At 44.2% G+C, this 21,280-nt stretch carries 13 protein-coding genes; 11 read left to right on the plus strand and 2 right to left on the minus strand.

The genetic code is table 11. The features are described 5' to 3' along the window. Window positions 1-94: 94 nt before the first annotated feature. From ACO1PK_RS09210 to ACO1PK_RS09220, 3 genes are all read left to right on the plus strand, one after another. Window positions 95-442 (plus strand): hypothetical protein, encoded by a 348-nt coding sequence (locus ACO1PK_RS09210; RefSeq protein ID WP_065956664.1) that lies wholly within the window; start codon window positions 95-97, stop codon window positions 440-442. Window positions 443-896: 454 nt separating this feature from the next. After that, entirely contained in the window at window positions 897-2,549 is a 1,653-nt protein-coding gene (locus ACO1PK_RS09215) for a hypothetical protein (protein ID WP_423185348.1), read from the plus strand. Then, window positions 2,549-4,045 (plus strand): hypothetical protein, encoded by a 1,497-nt coding sequence (locus tag ACO1PK_RS09220; RefSeq protein ID WP_423185349.1) that lies wholly within the window; start codon window positions 2,549-2,551, stop codon window positions 4,043-4,045. The genes ACO1PK_RS09215 and ACO1PK_RS09220 overlap by 1 nt, the downstream gene beginning before the upstream one ends. A 17-nt stretch (window positions 4,046-4,062) precedes the next feature. Here ACO1PK_RS09220 and ACO1PK_RS09225 read toward each other — a convergent pair whose 3' ends face one another. Beyond that, window positions 4,063-4,995: a helix-turn-helix transcriptional regulator gene (locus tag ACO1PK_RS09225; protein ID WP_423185350.1), complete on the minus strand. Its 933-nt coding sequence runs from the start codon at window positions 4,993-4,995 to the stop codon at window positions 4,063-4,065. 54 nt (window positions 4,996-5,049) lie between these two features. Further along, the gene (locus tag ACO1PK_RS09230) at window positions 5,050-5,355 is read right to left on the minus strand and encodes a hypothetical protein (RefSeq protein WP_423185351.1); all 306 of its coding nucleotides are present in this window, start codon (window positions 5,353-5,355) and stop codon (window positions 5,050-5,052) included. A 316-nt stretch (window positions 5,356-5,671) separates the two neighbouring features. Between ACO1PK_RS09230 and ACO1PK_RS09235 the strand changes: the two genes are divergently transcribed. The 8 genes from ACO1PK_RS09235 (at window position 5,672) to drmA (ending at window position 21,280) form a co-directional block, all read left to right on the plus strand. Then, window positions 5,672-5,980, plus strand: a complete 309-nt coding sequence (locus ACO1PK_RS09235) for a hypothetical protein (RefSeq protein ID WP_423185352.1) — start codon at window positions 5,672-5,674, stop codon at window positions 5,978-5,980. A 95-nt stretch (window positions 5,981-6,075) separates the two neighbouring features. Continuing rightward, on the plus strand, window positions 6,076-6,270 hold the full coding sequence (locus tag ACO1PK_RS09240; RefSeq protein WP_423185353.1) for a hypothetical protein: 195 nt from the start codon (window positions 6,076-6,078) through the stop codon (window positions 6,268-6,270). A gap of 16 nt (window positions 6,271-6,286) precedes the next feature. Beyond that, complete coding sequence (locus tag ACO1PK_RS09245) at window positions 6,287-6,538, plus strand: hypothetical protein (protein ID WP_423185354.1); 252 nt, start codon at window positions 6,287-6,289, stop codon at window positions 6,536-6,538. Window positions 6,539-6,625: 87 nt separating this feature from the next. Then, a complete protein-coding gene (locus ACO1PK_RS09250) occupies window positions 6,626-7,648 on the plus strand; it encodes a hypothetical protein (protein ID WP_423185355.1) in 1,023 nt (340 codons plus the stop codon). Between the two features lie 270 nt (window positions 7,649-7,918). Beyond that, on the plus strand, window positions 7,919-11,047 hold the full coding sequence (gene drmD / locus ACO1PK_RS09255; protein WP_423185356.1) for a DISARM system SNF2-like helicase DrmD: 3,129 nt from the start codon (window positions 7,919-7,921) through the stop codon (window positions 11,045-11,047). Further along, window positions 11,044-15,156 (plus strand): Eco57I restriction-modification methylase domain-containing protein, encoded by a 4,113-nt coding sequence (locus tag ACO1PK_RS09260; RefSeq protein ID WP_423185357.1) that lies wholly within the window; start codon window positions 11,044-11,046, stop codon window positions 15,154-15,156. The genes drmD and ACO1PK_RS09260 overlap by 4 nt, the downstream gene beginning before the upstream one ends. Before the next feature lie 3 nt (window positions 15,157-15,159). Further along, window positions 15,160-17,118: a BbrUII/HgiDII family restriction enzyme gene (locus ACO1PK_RS09265; RefSeq protein WP_423185358.1), complete on the plus strand. Its 1,959-nt coding sequence runs from the start codon at window positions 15,160-15,162 to the stop codon at window positions 17,116-17,118. Window positions 17,119-17,239: 121 nt separating this feature from the next. Then, window positions 17,240-21,280: a DISARM system helicase DrmA gene (gene drmA, locus ACO1PK_RS09270; protein ID WP_423185359.1), complete on the plus strand. Its 4,041-nt coding sequence runs from the start codon at window positions 17,240-17,242 to the stop codon at window positions 21,278-21,280.

Here is a 21,280-nt window from a genome sequence, read left to right on the forward strand (position 1 = left end):
TATCATTACCGTACACATCGGAAATATCCTCACTGTTCAGAGCTGTTACTAGCCGCTAATCTGGCTACACTGAACAGAGCCTAAGGAGAAAGCTATGGATCAAGATGTAATCCTGCTTGAGCAACAGAGCCTGGAAGCGCTGCGCCACAACTACCCAGTATTACAACAACTCAGCGGGAGCATGACCTTTGTAGCTGAGGCTGATTCACCAACATTAACTGCTACTGCATGGCACTTTACCGACGCCGATAACCTGATACTAAAACAGGCTGGTATTAAAGGCGCAATTTTAGAGTTGCTAGATACCCTGGTGGAGCAGCGTAAGCGCCAGCGTATCAGACCTAATCGAGAAGGTTGCCTATCACTTGCTGCCGGCCGGTTGGATGTTGAGTGGTTAAGTGATGGCGGTGTGTCGCTATCAGCTTACAAAAATGCTAGTTAACGGCATTTCAAAACGCATACCGTTTCACTTCATTCAAATTCGCCACCATAATCTGCTGTGCCTCCGGCCGGGCTTCAATTTAGCAATATCCAGGCTTTACGCCTCTACTACGTTGCGCCATTCGCTTTAGTGCTATTGAAGAGTTAGCACGTTGGTTACCAAGAACAATATGTTTGAAAAGTGTACACTGATTGAATTTACAGTCTGGTGAAAACTAACAGCTTTACGCAAAATAATTTCAGTGCGCTTAACTTGGGTCAATGAAATTATACAGAAAGACTTTTCAAATCAGGAATTAGCAGCTAGATTGACTTTATTAGCTAATTCAGGGACGTAATGTTAGCAAGTCTTCGACTATTTTAAACACGTTATCCCTGCCCTTAGTAAAATAAAAAACCTGTTCTCGGTAACTTTTTAGTTTTCCCTCCATAATGGATCTTAGAGGTAGTGGTTTATGAGCAATGTTAATGTATATCTAAAAGAAAATATTTCTGCAGTAAGTTCGAACGTCTTCGTTGCACCAGAAATCCCCACAAAGAAATTAAATAATGCTGCTGAGTCTATGAAGTTAGTAGATTCTATCAATGCCATAATTGCAATTTATGACAATACGTTATTTGGTAGTGCAAAAGATGGCTTTGCTTTAACCGGTGAGAAAATTGTAATCAAAAACGCATTTGAAGCGCCATTCTCTTTAAGTTTTACAGAGATTGAAGAGGTAAAGTACATAAGAAATGTTACCGTCTCAGATAAAGGTAAAGAGAAAGTCGAACAGTATATTGATTTTATTAAGAAAGATGGAAAAGTAATCAAGCTGAATGGTTTATTAGAATGCAAATATGAAAAGCTAGCGGAGGTTTTAAATTCGGCTGTTCAAGATTTTGATTCATTTGAGGAGGAGGACCAACTTGTAACGTTGTCTGAGATGTCTGAGCGATTAAAAGTTGCTTATGTGCAGATTGTTATAAACATGGCATTTTCTGATGATGCTGCTATTGACCAAAAAGAGTATGCAGAAATTCTTCAGCTAATGACGCGACTAGAGCTTTCGAAAGACTCTAGATTTGAGCTTAGAAGTTACCTAGCCTCAATCGATAATTTGGTTGAAGTAGAAGAACTACTCGCAATTATTGATGCAGAAGCTAAAGCTAGCCATAACAAATCGATAAAGATCTCGCTAGTAAAAGACATTATTAACATCCACATGAGTGTAAATAATGGCGAATATTTAGACTGCCCATTCTTGAGAGAAAATCAAAAACTTTTTGGTGTATCGGATGAGGAGATCGAGCTCGCTGTACAGGCAATTAAGCTTGATTTTTCAATGTTGAAGGACGATTTTACCGATGATGCGTTAAAAAGAGGTATTAAAGAACTAGGTGCTAAGGCTGGAGCAGTTGGTGTGCCACTGGCAGCTGTATATCTTTCAGGATCAGTAGTTGGTTTGTCTGCTGCAGGCTTAACATCAGGACTAGCAACGCTTGGTTTAGGCGGTGTCTTGGGATTCTCAAGTATGGCAACTGGAATTGGGGTTGCAGTGCTAATAGGTGTGGGCGCATACAAAGGAATTCGCCATCTCACCGGAGCAAATGAGCTTGATAAGGCAAAGCGTAGGGAGTTGATGCTTAATGAAATTATCAAGCAAACTCAGCGAACTATTTCATACTTGATTGAAGATTTGAACATAATTACATCTAAGCTAAACGAGGCATTGCAGAACTTCTCTGCACAGGATGCAAAGGTTATAAAGTTAATGCAAATGGTTAGTGCAATGACTGGAGCTGCCGGTGTCTTGAATGCTAAGTCTAACGCTACCAAAAATAGTTATATAAAACTCAGTTGTCCAAAAGAATTAGACCTATCTAAATTAAAGTCCTTGACCTCAGAGCCGACTAAACAACAGCTTTATGCTTTGGTGATGTCATTTTACGAAGTTAAAAGCATTACCAAAGTAGTAGATGGTGCCGAAAAAACTATAGATGTGCATGTATTAAAACAAGACATTGCCACCGAGCAGCTTGATAGATTGGCGAAAATCTTTGATGCAATAGGCTACTTTAAAGTGGCTGATGTGCTAAAAAGTAAAGTTGCAGGGCTGTTTTCTTAATGGAGAAAAAAGATAGCCAGGCATCAGCAATGTTGGTGCAAAAGCACCAACTTGACAGTTCGGATTCTAAAATCTCTGAGCTTGATGTAGCCCTAAATGCTTTACTCGGCGCTCAAAAAGGGAATGATCAGGCTCTTGACGGAATGCTTGCAGATATGGAGGCGCTCTTAGCGGAGAGTGGTGTCAGTTTTGATGCGCAAGCAACAGAGATATCGGTTGATATGCTCAGTTACGTGAATGACGGAAGCACTTCCGAAAGGTTTTATATTCCGCAGATCTCTTTATTAGATGCTCCAGCGTTTGATGAGAACATCTCTTGGGATTCTTATGTAAGCAACGTTGAAAAATATGCAAGCGAGCATGATATCGATTTACAGAATGACCCATTCGATAGGCTACTTACGCCTACCCAGCGAATTTCTCTTGAAAAACGTATAAAGGACGAGTTCACCTACAAAAACGCTAACTGTGACAAGTATGATTATTTGATCGCGGGCACATGCGGCGTTATTGGAGGGCTAATTGATGTCTTTTTTGTTGGTTTGCCTGGTCAAGGTAAACTGACTACTTTCACAGATAAAGCTGTAGACCAATCTGTACAAATGTTCGCCAAAGCGTTTGGATGGAAAGGCGCTGCCGAAGGGGGCGATGCAACTAAGAGTGCAATTGGCTTCCTTGAAAGAAACTTCAAGGTGAATTACGACCAGGCAACAACCTATGGTAAAAATGGTACCGATGGTTTAGTCGATAATCTTTCACCCAAAAATCACCACCTTAAAAGTCTTGGTCATTCACCAGATTTAGTAGGATTGTTCTTCTCAATACTTAATCAATTTACTAACACCTCTACTTTTGTCTCGAACGGTAAAATTATTACTATAGAAACAGAAAGCTTTGAGCTGCAGGGAAGCAACTTTATCTCTAAGGTATTCTGTGGTTTTGTCAATTGGCTCGGACATCTCTTTTCGGATATGGCCGGTTCGTCAGGGGCATCATCGAGAGGTGCTGGGATACCGATACCTTTCTACAACTGGTTATTGTTAATTAACGTCGGCGAATTTGGTAAGCACAAGCAAACATTTGCAACTATTGCGACTAAGGTTTTTGAGCAAGGATACGATTTCAGACATGGTTTAGCGATGGCGATACCAGTTCTAATAACTGAACTTCTCACCAGAGTCATGTGGGTATGTAAAAAGCGCTTTTATCATAAAGCGGACTGGGCTGACTGTATTCCAACTGCTAACAACCCTGAGCTTAGGCGAATGTTACTAGTAGCACATGGCTCTTTATGTCTTGTTGATGCAGGAGATGCCGCACTTCGATCTGGTGGTGATATGGTACAATTTTTACTTCGAACTAATTTGATCGGGTGGGTGAGATTCGGGCATTTGGCATATAAGGAAGTGATTGCATGGCATAAAGCTGGTCACATTAATGCGGATGCTGTGGATGAATACCTTGAGAGAGAGTATTCACAAATGTTGGTGAAATAAAGGCAGATCATAAAAACTCAAAACGCATGCCGCTTAACTTCATCCAAGTTCGCCACCATAATCTGCTGCGCCTCTGGCCGCGCTTCAATCTTGGCCAAGTCCAGGTTTAGCGCCTGCACGGCATAAGGCACTAATGCTGAACGCACGGAGAACACACGCTTGCCATGTTGCATATTGTAATCTTCGGCAATAATAGCCTTTTGATAGTCGGTTAAGCGGGAATCCGGCACCAGCACGATATCAATGGTAGTATTCCAGCGCTCATCTTGCTGTTTGGTCATTTCGGCGTCGCCTTCAATACCATGGATGCTGCGAAAGCGGCTTAACACAAAATCCCGAAAATCGCGATTCTTCTCGCAATAAGCGCGCACATGCCAGCGTAGTGGCGTGCAGACCAGTGTATGCGGGGCAATAATGCGGCTTTCTTCATCTTGGCTAGTGAGCGACACATAACCCATATCAATCTTTTTCCCGTCGCGCGCGGCCTGCACCAGTGCCCGCAGAATATCCGGGTTTACCTGGCGTAGTGGTGGCGTAAGCATTTCGGTATGGGCAAAGCCTAAATCGAGCTGGCTAAAGGTGTGGGCGAAATCTTTGGTGCTGGCCAGCGCATGCAGGTATTCATCTGCCAGGCCACTGGTGACTTTGGGGGTAAAATTGGCTGCCGGTTTATAGCCTTTTAGCTTTCCGTCATACACCAGGTTACCCGGCGCAATATCGCGCAAATAGGCATTAATATCTTTCGATGCCTGCTGGCGCGCGATACCAAAGCTATTACATAAATGATTCGTAGTTAAACGGCCTTCCCATAGCGCGACAATTTCAATTAGCCGGTAACGCATTAATAGCTCCCAGCGCAGCGGCCAGCCGCTGGCAACTAAACAGCCGCTGGCCTCAGGGGTACTATTGTTATCTTTCGAAAGCGGTTGCTGCTGTTGAGAGTTCTGCATCTAAACTCCTGTAAAATGTGTCTGCCTAACATACACATATGCAATCAATAAGTTTTAGGCTTCATCCGTTGCTGCATTTAAGGTTGCAACCGGCCAGGGTAAATTAAACTGCTTAAGAATGGCTTGCTCCGCTGCTAACCATTTGCTGAAGTTATCCATCTTCAAGCCATAAGGAATGGCCAGCACGTAATACTCATAGGCCAAATAAACCAAATCTGCATTGCGCCAAATACGCCCAGCATACACCACTTTGTCGTGCTTAGCTTTGGCTAAGTGTTCAATAGCATTGATAGTTTTGCACAGCTCTTGCAAGCGGGTTAGCCGCGGTAAATCCTCAGTGCGAATAGATTGCTTGTTCATGGTTAGCTCGCGTTATGTTGGGGTTAACTCCAACTCTAAGCCAGTGCGCGAACGTCTTAAAGGGTTTGGCGCAAACGCCAAAAAACATCTGCCTGAAAAACATACACTGAGTGCCTGCACAGTATGGCTTCAAAAAAGAAACGGCCTAAGATGGTGGCTTATGGATGACATGTCACTAACCATGACAGTGTATGGACAAGATAGCTGGATGCTATTGGCAAGGATGCTTTTTTAAGGAAGCTATTAGCAAGGATGCTATTTGCTTGGATGCGAAGCGACAAACCGGCAAGGATGCCAACTACCAAAGGAGGCTAAAATGAGCATGCTACAGCAAGACTTATTCTTAATAACCTTAGAAGCGCAATTTCGCGATCTGTTTCAGGCCAGTAAAGCGGGCAAAGATAACAGCGAGCAACGCTTGCGGGCACAAGGCTTTATTCATGCCGGTGAGTTATTACAGCTATGCAGCCGCCAGCAAGTGCAACAACTAATGGAAAAGGTGCACTTGGAAGTGTTTGGGATCAGTATTGCCGATCGCAAACCCTCAGCCCAAGCGCGCCGCCAGCAAGCCTTGCAACTGGGCGATTATGCTTACTTTGAAGAGCCGGCGTTTAATCGGCAGTAGCGAGTGATTAATTTATAAGGAAGGTTGTCGAGGCAGAGTACGCTCAAGGAAGCGCTAAAAGCGTCCTGGGTAATTAAGTCACAAGGCGGCTACTAATGGGCGTTCTATTATTGGTTGTTTTTATATTAGCAAAAGCCTTTGTGCTGATCCTGGCCCTGGTTTTAACCTTTTGCTGGTGGCTGTTTTTGCTTAGTACCTTGGGATTCTTTGTGGTGGTATTGTTGTTTTTCCCATCCATTATCATGCTGCCAATGTACCTGCTGGCCATCTTAAAACCGGCAGCTAAATAAACTACAAGGATCTTTGATGAATGCGAAAGCCGCTTATCCGTCGATTGACGACTTAGCCGGATTAACACTATTTCAACGCTTTGAAGGCGGGGCAGTGTACACCCAAGAGAGCAATGGTAAATACTGCGTAGTGATTGATGAAAGTAGCATTGCCAGTCTGCTACCACCTGAAGAGCTGGATGACATGGAGCTTATCAAGGTGCTTGAGTTCAATACGGAGCAAGAACGGTCAGCTTACTTATTGACCAGATTTGATAAGGGCCCATAGCCTAGGTGTTTGTTTGGACCTAATATGAGCACGGGTTTTTTGGACAAAGTGGATAATAAAGACAGCATATCAGTTAAGGAGTGTGAAATGTGGTTTGAGCAACTAACTGGTTTTACCGAGCAGGGTGCAGCACAAGTACGGCAAATGTTGACGCTTGAAAATGGCGTATTGACCAGCCGTGCAAATGGGAAAACATTTCAGGTAGGGCATTTAGTCACGCCCACTTTGGCGGATTTAAAAGCTGAAGCCGCCGCGATTATACAAAGTGCAACGTTCATTGCTAAGCCAATTAGTGTGCAAGAAGTAATTGCCGATGTGCAAGGCCTGCATATGGATCCACAAAACGCTGGCGCGTTCTTTCAGGTGGCTTCGCAGTTTAATTTGTTAGAAAAGGTTAGCCCTACGGTTACACCTGACTCGGGCATTACTGGTTATCAGTTCGACCGTACACAAGGCCCTGCTTGCGCCATGGCATGTGGTGCTGGGCTAATCTACCGAAATTACTTTGTGCCTGTTGATGGCGAGCCGGGGCAAACTGCCGAGCGGCAACTAAATATGCTGGATCAATTTGAGCAGCAGCTATTAAAGCATGTAAACCAGCACACAACAGAGCAGTTTGATAGCCTGTGGCAAATGAAAAACGGCTACGCGCTACCAACTAGCAAACAGCTTATCGCCATAAACCAAACGCTGGCGCAATTAAATGAAACTGAAATCACCGAGCTGATTAACGCAGTGAAAATTGGTGTGCAATACGATACTGAAGTCACACTCAACAATATTGGCCACTCTGTTACTCAAGCGTACTGCTCAGCTATGCCAGTTGCCTACACTGAACATCCGACAGCGCTTTGGCAGCCCCTAGCCAGTTTAATTTTAAAGGCGGCTTACGAAGCTACGCTGGCCGCTGCAGTCATTAATGCCAATAAAACAGGCAATAAAAAGGTTTATTTAACGTTGTTGGGCGGAGGGGCTTTTGGAAATTCTATTAGGTGGATTATCGACGCATTACAGAAAGCGTTAAATGCTTATAGTCATAGCAGCCTTAGTATCATGATAGTTAGCTATGGCAGGAGTAAGCCAGAGTTAGAGGTTATTCTTAATTGCTAAACTCTCATAGAATCAAGTTACGTAAAAATATTAATTAAATGTCACTTCAATTAAAGTGGTATTTAGGCTAATTAAAATAAATTGTAAAGTTAAAAGATAGTGCAGATTGTTTTAAAAAGGCTTGATCCCTAACTTTTGCATTTGACAGTCTGCTTAATTATGGGTACAACTTGTGGTTGATTTGCTTTTATTTTTGATAAAAAATTTATTAGAAAATTGCATTTTTATAATTAATGAAACATGTCTATTATTTCGCTAAGGATTGGCTTGATGAGTATCGTATCAATTAATGTTGAGGTTCCTGAGGTTGGACAACTTGTTGAAGTCCGTCGGAGGCAGTGGTTTGTTAGCGAAATAAATAAATCCTCGAACTTGGACACGTCAATTGGTGGTGCTCAACATCTCGTCTCGCTCGAGTCAATTGAAGAGGATGCACTTGGAGAAACGATAGAAGTTGTATGGGAGATTGAGCCAGGTGCCAATGTTATTGAGGGGATGGGCTTACCGAATATCACCGGACAAGATGACTCCAAATATTTGGATGCTTTTCTTGATGCTGTCCGATGGGGTGCGGCAACAAATGCGGATCGTGGTTTCTTACAAGCGCCGTTTCGTAGTGGAATTAGTATTGAGGATTTCCAGCTAGATCCTCTTGTTCGAGCTATTGATATGGCTCGAGTCAATCTCTTAATTGCAGATGATGTTGGCCTAGGCAAGACAATTGAAGCAGGCTTAGTTATCCAAGAAATGTTACTTCGGCATCGTGCTCGTTCTGTATTGATTGTTTGTCCTGCATCTTTGCAAGAGAAGTGGCGTGTCGAGATGCAGGAAAAATTTGGCCTAGAATTTGTAGTCGTAGATACAGATTACATCAAGCGATTAAGACGTGAACGCGGGATCCATTCCAATCCATGGACCTCACATCCTAGATTGATTGCTTCGATGGATTGGGTGAAAAGTGGCGAGGGTCTGCGAGCAATGCGAGATATATTGCCGCCTTATCCTACGTACCCAAGAAAGTTCGATCTTTTAGTAGTAGACGAGGCACATAACGTTGCCCCTTCGACAAGCACTAATTACGTAATCGAAAGCCAACGCACACGGTTTATCAGGTTCGTTAGCAAACATTTTCAGCATAAGTTGTTTTTAACTGCAACACCTCACAACGGTTATACAGAGTCTTTTACAGGACTCTTGGAACTCTTAGACGACCAAAGGTTTGCCCGAAATATTCTGCCCGACGAAAAACAATTAAATCAGGTCATGGTTCGCCGCTTAAAAACGGACCTAGTAGATAACAAAGGTAGACCGTTGTATGCCAAACGGAAATTGGAAGCACTTGCTGTTCATTACACGGATCAAGAGCGTGAGATTCACGAACGTCTACAAGAATATTGCAAAAGTAGAGAGCAGGACGACCAGGCAATAAAAGACTTGGGCACTACTTTTATCAACCAGTTGCTGAAAAAACGTTTATATTCATCTCCTGCAGCATTTGCTAGCACGCTGGAAAAACATTACCTGACATTGACTAAGGGCAGACTCGAAAAGCCAAAAAGCAAATTCGACGAACGTATTTTACGAAAGGCAATATTGAAAGTTGAAGAGGATTATGCAAACGATGCTGATATAGAAACATCTCAGGAAGAGGCAATTGAGGAAGCCAGTAATCGTGTGCGCCCCCTCAATAATGAACAAAAAGAACTCCTAGTTGAGTTACGACATTGGGCGCAAAGTGCTAGTAACAAAGTGGACTCAAAAGCGCAAGCCGTATTGGATTGGATCAAAAGCAATCTTAAAAACGGAGAGCGATGGAATGAGCGAAGAGTTATTTTATTTACCGAATATCGGACTACACATCAATGGATGCACCAGATATTAGCAAGTCATGGTTATGCTGGTGAACGTTTAGCTGTCTTACATGGTGGTATGCCACAGGACGAAAGGGAAAAAGTCAAAGCTGCATTCCAAACTTCACCGAAAGACTCAACGGTCAGGATCCTATTGGCAACGGATGCTGCTTCAGAAGGGATTGACTTACAGAATTATTGTAATTACCTCATCCATTTAGAAATTCCTTATAACCCGAATGTCATGGAGCAGCGCAACGGTCGAATCGACCGACATGGCCAGCGTCAAAAAGAGGTTCTAATTTGGCATCCGGTTGACGGCGATGCACAGGGCAAAAAGAGTGTCGGTGGGCATGGTGAAGACATCATCCGAGCACTTAGCAAGTTAGAAACTATGCGTGCGGATATGGGGAGCGTGAATCCAATTATTGCACCACAAATGGCTGGTTTAATTGATGGAACGCGTAGAGAGCTCGATATTCGCTTAGCTGAATCAAAGATGGCAAAAGCACGTCGCTTTGTTCGCGCGGAACGAGATCTGAAGGAACGAATTACGAAGTTACACGAGCGTCTAATAAGCACTCAGCAAGACTTTCATTTAACTCCAGAGCATATCCTCCAAGCTGTAAAGGTCGGATTATCACTGGCTGGTCGGCCACAGCTTGAGCCGATAGAGTGGCCAGATGCCCCTCATGGGACTGTATTCATGATGCCTACGCTATCGGGTTCTTGGGCTCGTTGTCTTGAGGGTGTACGCCACCCACATACCCAGCAAATTCGGCCTATCACTTTTGACCATGCCGTTGCAACGGGCCGAGACGATTTAGTCCTTATCCACCTGAATCATCGCTTGGTGCAGATGTGTTTACGACTTTTGCGTGCCGAAGTGTGGGCAAAAGATGACGTAAAAAAGCTGCATCGGGTCACCGTGCGTAAAGTCCCGGATAGCAGCATTGAGGGGCCAGCCATTGTTGTTATCTCACGATTAGTCGTTACTGGTGGTAACCATCATCGTTTGCACGAAGAGCTGACAGTTGCTGGCGGTTATATCGGTGACAAATCATTTCGCAGAGAAGAAAGCGTGAACAAAGTTCAACACTGGTTAGAACAGGTAACGCCAATTAAAGCTGACGACTCCATGTTTGATGCCTTGCGGATGCGCTTTGAACGTGCGCAAAGTGCTGTCCTCCAAACGGTTGATGCTCGTTCTAAAGACCGTCTTAAGTTCTTAATTAACACATTAAAAACACGTAAGCAGCAAGAGCTTGAGGACATTAATACGGTATTGAACGAATTGGAAAAAGCTATTGAGCACGAACTCCAAAAAGACCAGCAGCCAGCACAACTTTCACTGTTTTCAGAAGATGAACGAACACAACTTAAACGCGATACCGCAGTTTTAGAAGCGCGACTTGCCCGTATTCCAATTGAGCGTCAGCAAGAGGCTGCAGCGATCGAAATGCGATATGACAATCTAAAGGACCGAACTTTTCCTGTAGCAGTTATTTTTGTAGTACCCGAATCGTCAGTACAGGGAGATAAAGTATGAGCTACGACAATCAACATGATTGGTTATCATTGATTGAAGTATCAGGGCCATTTCTTGCTATCCCGGTATTGAAAGATGTTTTTCCACAGGGATTGGATGAGCTCTCTGGAAGTAAGCGTAAACGTGTACGTCAGGCCTATGAAGAATGGCGAGACGCATTAGAGCTGGATGACGAGCAGTTTCCTGAATTACACGCTGCTTGGATAGACGAAGTCCTGTCACGATGCCTTGAGCTTGACGAAGATGGTGCAGGTGACGTACTCAAACGTGCTGATTGGTGCTCCTTCAACCTGCAAGCAAGTTTGCTAGAACATGGAGTTACGCTGTCGCCTGATTTTGTGGTTGTTGACGAGCAGCACGGCAATAAACCGCTCTTACTGATACAGAGCTACATGCAGGATGTCGATCTTGATGCCACTGTTAAGCAAGGTGGATGGGCAGCGACGCCCGCGGAACGAATGGTGCAACTGTGCCGCTCACTTGGCTGTCGTCTGGGATTGGTTACCAATGGCGAGCGTTGGATGTTGGTGGATGCCCCCGTCGGTGCGGTTACTACATTTGCTAGCTGGTATGCCCGTATTTGGAGCCAAGAACCAGTAACCTTGCAAGCCTTTGTACACTTGCTGGGAATCCGCCGTTTTTTTGTCGATAAAGCGGAACAATTACCAGCATTGCTTGATCGCTCACTGAAGTTCCAGGACGAAGTTACTGACGCACTTGGCGAGCAAGTTCGCCGGGCTGTCGAAGTGTTGATTCAGTCACTTGATAAGGCCGATCAGGATCGTAACCGCGAACTTTTGCATGAGGTCACAGAGCCCGAGCTATATGAGGCCGCATTGACCGTCATGATGCGGTTGGTGTTCCTGCTTTCTGCCGAAGAGCGTGGCCTATTGTTAATGGGCGATGAACGCTACGAGGCCAACTATGCACTATCCACCTTACGTATGCAGTTACGCAAAGAGTCCGATGAGATCCTTGAGCGGCGCTGGGATGCGTGGTCACGTCTGTTAGCAATTTTTCGAGCAGTTTTCGGTGGAATTGAGCATGAGAATCTGCGGCTACCTGCACTTGGCGGTTCATTATTTAATCCCGACCGTTTCCCGTTTCTTGAAGGTAGATCCAAGAGTTCTAACTGGCGAAATGAAGCTGCCAAACCACTACCAATCGACAATCGAACTGTTTTGCTGCTACTTGACGCGATCCAGCAATATCAGGGACGAACCCTGTCTTATCGCGCATTGGACGTAGAGCAAATTGGCTATGTTTACGAAGGTTTACTCGAACGCACCGTCAAACGCACTGAAGAAGTCACGCTAGAATTAGATGCTACAAAGAGCGCCAAAATGCCTTGGGTTAAATTGGCTGAGCTCGATTCCGCACGATTGGATGGTTCCGCGCAAATAGCAAAGCTATTACAAGAACGTTCCGGTAGTTCAGCCAGTCGTGTGAAGAATGATTTGGCAAGAACCGTGGATGATGCCCTTGCTGACCGTTTACTCACTGCATGCCAAGGCGACACCAATCTGCGAGACCGCATTAAACCTTATGCAAATCTACTTCGAACAGATCCATGGGGATATCCGTTAGTTTATCCTGCAGGCGCTTTTGTTGTAACCAGCGGCTCTGACCGCCGAGAGAGCGGCACTCACTACACGCCTAAATCACTCACTGAGGCGATAGTAGCTGAAACCTTAACTCCAGTTGCCTACATAGGCCCAGCAGAGGGTTTGCCGTGTGAGCAATGGGTATTGAAATCCCCCACTGAACTACTTGACCTCAAAATCTGTGACCCTGCCATGGGATCTGGTGCCTTCCTGGTGCAGGCCTGCCGCTGGCTGTCTGAGCGTCTAGTGGAAGCATGGTCACAGATGGAAACAATCGGCAAAGCAGTTAGTGTGGATGGTGGTCTTTTGGTTGCTGATACAGCCGAAGAACCGTTGCCTCGCGACGCCGAAGCGCGCAATCTGCTGGCGCGCCGTCTGATTGCCGAACGTTGTTTGTATGGTGTAGACGTTAACCCATTAGCGGTAGAGCTAGCCAAGTTGTCTATCTGGCTTATAACGCTTGCTAAGGCGCGTCCATTTGGGTTCCTCGACCACAACCTGCGCTGTGGCGACAGTTTGCTGGGTATTCATCAATTGAGACAGCTTACTGAGCTTTCGATGATGCCTGAAAATAACTCTCAGCAACTGCTGTTTGGCAAAAACATTGAGAAAGCTGTTCAGGAAGCTATTGAGTTGCGCCAGCGGCTTCGCGGGATGCCGATACGTGATATTCGAGATGTCGAAGCAATGGCACATATAGATGACAGAGCCCGACGCAAACTGGATGTATCGCAAATCATCGCGAACGCCTTTATTGGTGAGGTATTCAAATCAAGCGGTAATCCTTTGCAGTTGAAAAAAACATTGATATCAATCGCGATTCAAGCAGAGCAAGCCATCAATGGTGAGCATGAGGCACTGAGCTTATTGAACCGGCATGCTGCCATAGCTTTAGGTGCCGATTTACCGGCTGATAAACCTCCACGTCAACCATTTCACTGGCCTTTGGAGTTTCCGGAGGTATTTAGCAAAAGTGGTGGATTTGATTGCATTATTGGTAATCCGCCATTTCTGGGTGGACAAAAAATAACTGGTGTAATGGGGGACGTCTATCGTGAATATTTGGTCAATATAATTGCGGCAGGGAGAAGAGGGTCTGCGGATTTTGTGGCGTACTTCTTTGTTCGCGCGAATTGGTTGCTTTGTTCTAATGGTTTTTTTGGTTTAATAGCCGTGAATACAATTTCTGAAGGGAATACCCGCGAAATTGGGCTTGATACTGTACTGAATTCAGGATCAGTCATTTTTAAGGCCAATCCAAATTTGGTATGGCCTGGTCAAGCAAATGTTGTCACAAGCAGTGTTTATGTTACAAAAGTAAAATGGAAAGGGCCTCTTTTTATTTCAGGACAAAAAGTATCTGCAATTAGTTCAGCTTTGACCCATAGGGAAAACTGGAAGCCGCGCAAGCTCAAAGACAGTTCAGGACTTGTTTTTCAAGGGTCTATTATTCTAGGTGACGGCTTCTTAATTTGTGACGAGATTTATGATAATTGGAGACGATCGGGAGATGCCTCTTGCAATGTAGTCTTTTCGTATCTAATTGGAAAGGAAGTTAACCAATCACCAACCCACAATTCAGAACGAAATGTAATAAATTTTTTTGATTGGGGTTTCGAAAAGAGTGCTGAATATATAAGTGCTTTTATGCATGTTGAAAAATATGTCAAGCCTGCAAGATCCTCTGATAAGAGAAAAGAACGAAGAGAACAATGGTGGCTTTTTGCTGAGAGAGCTTCAAAGTTATACCACAAAATAGGGCGTGGGCATCCGTTTATGCGTCACCCGGCAGAGTGGAATAGTGCGATTGAACCCTTGAATAGGGTTATTGTATTTGCTACTGGCGCAACCAAATATCCATGTTTTACTTTTGTTCCGAATAAGCACATCTATGCTAATTCACTATGCGTTGTTGCGAGTGAAAGTTATGCGTTGTTTGCATGCCTATCTTCTGATATTCATGCCGTTTGGGCATGGGAGAATGGCTCGCGAATGAAACAGGATTTGAGATATACCCATGGCGACATATTTGAGACCTTCCCTTTTCCTGTCGGTGTTTTAGATGACCAGGATCAACAGCTCTGTTTATTAGGTGAGAAATTTTTCTATCAGCGCTCGGAATATATGATCAGAGAAAACAAGGGAATGACAAAGTTCTATAACGACCTTAATGATCCATCCAATACGAATCCAGCTATCTTGCAACTGCGTGAATTACAAATGCGGATCAACCAGGAGATTGTTAATGCCTATGGCTTTGATGAAATAGATTTGGAGCATGGTTTCCATGAAGTAGCCTATCTGCCCGAAGGCAAAAACATGCGCTTCACTATTAGTGAAGCTGCCCGTGAAGAGTTATTGTACTGTCTCTCTATGCTCAATAAATCTAGGTCTGATGCTGAACGTGAGCTTTCCCATAAAGAATCACTTAATATCGTTAAAACGCCGACAAGTCTTACTGGTAATAAAAAAGAAGACAGTGCGCAATTTGATTTTTTGGAATAAAGAATGAATTTACATAAATATGAGATGACCGTTGACCTTAATGTACTTGATCATCTTGGTATCAATCTTTACAGCAATATAGCAGCTGTAATTACTGAAGCTGTAGCCAATGCTTGGGATGCAGATGCAAGTCAAGTGAAAATAAACATAGATCAAAATAGTAGCCGTATAGAAATCATAGATGACGGTATTGGTATGTCTGTGAACGATATGAACAAAAAGTATTTGCGGGTTGGCTACCGTCGCAGATTTGAAGATCAACAGCTTGGTTGTATAACTGCAAAAGGCAGACCAACTATGGGTCGAAAGGGGCTTGGCAAATTATCTTTATTTTCAATAGCCAACGAAATTGAAGTTCAAACTTTTCATAACTCATTTGCGCATGGTTTAAGAATGAGCTTAGAGGGTATTCAACAGTCCGTTAAAAAAAGTGAAAAAAGCTATTCCCCACAACCATTAGATGTCACCGAGATAAACCTTACAAAAGGGACAAAAATCGTTTTGACGGACATCAAGCGTGAGCGCTTAGGGAGGGGTATCAACGCACTTCGCCGCCGGCTTTCTAGGCGTTTCTCAGTTGTCGGTAGCAAACATGGTTTTGAAATCATTTTAAATGGTCAACCAATAAATATGAACGATCGTGGAGACCTCCCTGTCGTTCAATTTTTATGGGAGTTTGAAGGAACTGAGTTAGATACAAGTTCTACTTTAAATCTGCTCGAAAAGGAAAGTCTGCCGAATAGGTTAGATGCATGGGATAGCGATAAACAGATTAAGGGGTGGATTGGTACAGCAAGCTTGCCAAAAGAGCTTGATAGTGAAGATGCTGGAAATTTAAACGGAATTGTTGTCTTAGCCAGAGGGCGCCTTTTTCATGAAAATATCCTAGATAAACTTAACGATGGGCGTCTCTATACAAAATATCTTACTGGTCAGATCGAAGCAGATTTTCTTGACGCAGATGATTTGCCAGATATAGCAACGAGCGATCGACAACGTGTTCAGGAAGATGATCCTCGATACTTAGATTTAATAGCCTTCTTGAAGTCTAGCTTAACAAAAGTTGAAAAACGTTGGAGCGAATGGCGTAAAAAACATGAAGTAGAGAAAGCTAAGGAAAATTCACCTGCCCTAAAAGATTGGCTTGATACTCTCCCAAAGGGCCATCGAAAAAGCGCAGAGAGTTTGATTGCAAAGTTGAGCTCTTTGCCGGTTGAGAATGATGAAGATCAAAAACTCTTGTTTAAACACGGTGTTTTTGCTTTCGAAAGAATGAAACTTCGCGGCTCGACTGAGGAACTTGCTAATAATATTCATAATACTGATAAATTGCTGTCTCTTTTGGCAGATCGTGATTCCTTAGAAGCTTCTCTATACAGAGATATCGCTAAATCAAGACTTGAAGCAATTAAGCAATTTCAAGCTTTGGTCGACGAAGATGCTAAAGAGCGAGTTTTACAAGAATATTTGTTTGATCATTTATGGTTGCTTGATACAGCTTGGGACCGAGCAACTCAGAGTGAGATCATGGAATCAAGATTGATACAGGAGGGTGTTATAGTCGACGATCTGACTGAAAAGGAGAAGTTAGGGCGTGTTGATATTGCGTACCGGACTAATGCTGGTAAGCATATCATCGCGGAGCTTAAAAAAGTTAAACGAAAAATGAAGCTAATTGAGCTTCAAGCACAAGGTCAGACTTACGTTGACAAGCTAACAAAAGTATTAAAAGTCCAGGGAGAGAACAACCCAAATGTAGAGGTTGTATTTATTATCGGCAAGCCAATTGATGAGGAAACTACCAACCCTGAGAGAATAAAGTCTTCAATGGCAGCTGTATCACCAGGTAGTCGTATTGTTTATTATGATTCTCTCATCGCGAGCGCACAGAGAGCATATTCTGAATATTTAGAGAAGAGTAAGGAATTGGATAAGCTTGATATATTAGTCGATGCAATTTAGTTAATTGCAAGATAACGGTTTTGTCTGAACGTGGCTGAGCAAATATTAGCATTAAACGGTTTTAATTCCGTTGATTTAGTTAAAGCGCTTCTTAACAATGAGTTTAAAGCTTGAGGGTCTCATGGCAGAGCAAATAAAGAATCATAGTCAAAATGCATGGATAGCTATTGATAATGTCTTAAATAGCAACATTCCATTCGCTCGATACACACTTAAGCTGGCTGGATCCCGAAGTATCTATCAAGCAATGTCTGATGGCGATTGGGTATTGATCCTTAATGCTCATAGGCAAATCAGTCGAGTAGGTCGTGTACTTCGAATTCGATCAGACCTCGTAAATACTACTGCCTTTTTTGACCGAATGTTGGTTGTTTCACCTGTTGTTTCAGTTGGTTTAACAGGGCTTATTCCACCTAGCAAAGGAAGTGTTGGCCGCATTCAATGGACAGACTTTGCTGAAATGCTTCCACGAGTATTGAAGACATCTCTTGCTGAGGTTCCTGCGGTTTCGGATCAGGCATATATCCGTGAATTGCTGCAGTTTGCGGTGATGGATGATTTATTGGGACCGGCTGGCGGACCTAATGAACAAATCGTTGATATGAGTGTGCGCGATCGTTATCTGGTTGGCAAGCTTGCCCCGCGTGAAGTCGCGCAAAGCATTGATGAAGCATTGCCAGCAACTTTCATCACTGACGAATCTGATGAGCCGGAAGAGACAAAAGTACCTGATCGTCATGTAGCCGGTGCAGAGTTCGGTGCAGCAACAGGCCGAGTTGATCCTGAGTCAGATTCTAGTGACGAAATCGATGCTGCAAGTAACCAATCTTTGGTACCTAGCAGCCTCGGAATGACGTTTTGTGTGGATGGTGATGTTGAAGAAATAGAAGTTGAAGCGAACTGGGGCAAGTATGAGCGTCTCCCCGGCGAGCAACATGATCATAACAAAACCGTTACTAAGAAAATTCGGGACGAGAAAGGGAACGTTGTCTCCACAGTTACCGAAGAGGTTAAATGCAAAGTATGGCAACGCATTCCGTGTGTAGGGAAAATCACCCTATTGCTGAAAGAGGGGGCGATCCCACGCCATGCTCCTGTTCCAAACTTTCCAGAAGTTTGCATCCAAGGATCTATTAGGGCAAAGAGTGCGAATGGTGATCGTTTAGTCACTTTGTTTCTAGTTAACGGCCATGAAGTTACTGATCAAGACACCAATAAAGACTCTGCTTGGATGTTTCAGCCTGAATTGATTGTTCGGGCAAAAAAAACCGCAAGTAACCAAGCGATCTTTCGACGCAGGCCTGTTCTGGATTCTGATGGTCAGGATAAGGAACGCGAATCGTTAGAAATGATTTACCGGAATCGAGTTGAGTTCGCCGTTGGTCATGGCGTTGCTCTGCATGCCACGGTTTCAACTGACCCTGTATTGGCAACTGAAGTCCGTACAGTGGTGATGCCTCAATATGAAGTGCAGGTCACAGAGACGCCAGGTTCAAACCAGAGCGATAGGCCAGCAATGCGCCAGATGGTGAGTTCTGGTTTGCTTGATATGCAACGCCTTGCAACACTCGAAGTTGAACAGTTGGTGCAAGCGTTGAGTATGCTGACCCAAGATTACTCGGCATGGATCGAAGAGCAACGTTCCCGAATTGGCGATGACGTAGTTGGTTATAACGATCGAGCTAATGAAGCATTAGAGCGTTGTGAGACGATTAACAAGCGTTTACTGGAAGGTATAAATACGCTTAGTGCTGATGAAAAGGCGCTTGCGGCTTTTAGATTTGCCAATAAGGCGATGGCGACTCAACGTGTTCGTAGTTTGTATGCGCTTGCTAAACGGCGTGGTGAAGATGTCACTGTTGATAGTTTTGATGTTGCAAAAAACCGTAGTTGGCGACCATTTCAGTTAGCGTTTTTACTCCTTTCTATTCCTTCGCTTACAAATCCGAGTCATCCAGACCGTGTTGAACCACTAGATGCCTACGCTGACTTGTTATGGTTCCCGACCGGTGGTGGTAAGACTGAGGCTTACTTAGGGGTTGCTGCATTCACGATGGCCATTCGCCGTATGCAGGGAAAGCTTGGGGGATATGACAGTTCTCGCGGTTTAGCTGTGATCATGCGTTACACGTTGCGTCTCCTCACGTTACAGCAGTTTCAACGTGCGACCGCTCTCATCTGTGCGATGGAAGTTTTGCGACGAGAAGCGCTAGATAAAGGTGACAAGGTTCTTGGTTCGGAGCCTTTTACTATCGGCTTATGGGTCGGTAATAAGGTAACGCCGGGGACTACAGAAGAAAGTCATCAAGCAATTGAAGATTTAAGAAATCCAGACAAATATAATGCCGGTTCATCATCGCCTGCCCAGCTAACCAGTTGCCCTTGGTGTGGCTCTGAAATCGCGCCAGGGCGTGATATCGAAGTCTATAAACATATTGGTCGTACTTTTGTGTTCTGTGGCGATAAAAAAGGGCGTTGCGATTTCTCAAAAGGCAAATCAAGCCAACAGCCACATCCTGGTGTTCCAGTTCTAGTTGTTGATGAGGAAATCTATCGTCGTCCTCCATCAATGATGATTGCTACGGTAGATAAATTTGCCATGATGGCGTGGCGTGGCCAAGTGAGAACGTTATTTGGTCGAGTAGGACAAGAATGTGAGCGGCATGGGCTGTTGTGGCAAGGTGCTGATTGCAATGGAAACCACAAAGCAAGTAAGGGGCTTCCAGCTTCAAAAGTAAAGACAATAAGTCCAATTCGGCCGCCAGATTTAATCATACAGGATGAATTCCACTTAATTAGTGGGCCACTGGGCACCATGGTAGGACTCTATGAATCTACTGTAGATGAACTCTGTAGCTGGTCATTTATGGGTAAGACGGTCAAGCCAAAGATTATCGCGTCTACGGCGACGGTTAGAAAAGCCAAAGAGCAAGTCAATAATGTATTCATGCGGAAAGTGTCAGTGTTTCCACCCCATGGTCTTGATGTCGAAGATAATTATTTCTCAGTGCAACGATCAATAGAAGATCGTGCAGGACGACGTTATTTAGGTGTGTGCTCGCCAGGAAGCTCAAGACCTGCAATGTTGATCCGCGTGTACACGGCATTTTTGACAGCAGCTCAAGAACTATTCAATCGGTTCGGTTCTGCTGCAGATCCTTACATGACCATGGTGGGGTATTTTAATTCACTTCGTGAGCTAGGTGGGATGAAGCGTCTGGCAGAGGATGATGTACAAACGCGGTCATATCGAGTGCAGATGAGCATGGTTCAGCGACCAGCCTTAGCTCAACGCAGTATAAGTAACATTCGAGAGCTTACGTCACGAGTTTCAAGTCAAGACATCCCCAAGTACCTTGATAACTTGGAAGTTAAGTTCAAAGCTGACTTTGATCCTAGCGTTGGTAAATATGTAACTAAGTGGCAAGAGGGCGACACCAGAGCTATTGATGTGGTGTTAGCGACAAACATGCTATCAGTCGGGGTGGACGTGAACCGTCTTGGTCTTATGGCCGTGAACGGTCAGCCCAAAGGTACCGCTGAATATATTCAAGCGACCAGCCGAGTTGGTCGTTCTTCGCCAGGTTTAGTCTGTACCGTCTTGACTTGGGCAAGGCCACGCGATCTATCTCATTACGAGACGTTCGAGCACTATCATGCAACTTTTTATAAACATGTGGAGGCGCAGTCCGTAACTCCATTTTCTCCAAGAGCGATGGATCGAGGTTTGACTGGTGCCATGCTAAGTTTGGTTAGACTCGAAAATGATGTTTTCAGTCCAAATAACGGTGCGGGGAATTTAAAACAATCCAATCAATCTGAGATGGCTGAAGCAATAGAGATTCTTGCCAATCGGGCTTTGAATGTTGCTGAAGATAGCTCCCGTCAGCAGTTAGCCATATCCGAACTGAAAGAACGTGCCGATGAATGGGCTAAAGAAGTAAGTATCGGTGGTCGAATTCTAGCTTATGAAAAACGGGGACCAGAGAGAGACAAAACAGTGGCATTGATTAAGTCGCCCGGTGTGCAAGCATGGGACAATTGGACTGTACCTATGTCCATGCGTGAAGTTGAACCAGGTGTTCGCTTAATAATGAACACAAGTCGTATAACGGATGATCGAGCGTGGCAATCTCGTCCAAGTACCAAGGATGAAGAGTGA

The sequence above is a fragment of the Alishewanella sp. d11 genome (assembly GCF_049390205.1).
Classification (GTDB): domain Bacteria; phylum Pseudomonadota; class Gammaproteobacteria; order Enterobacterales; family Alteromonadaceae; genus Alishewanella.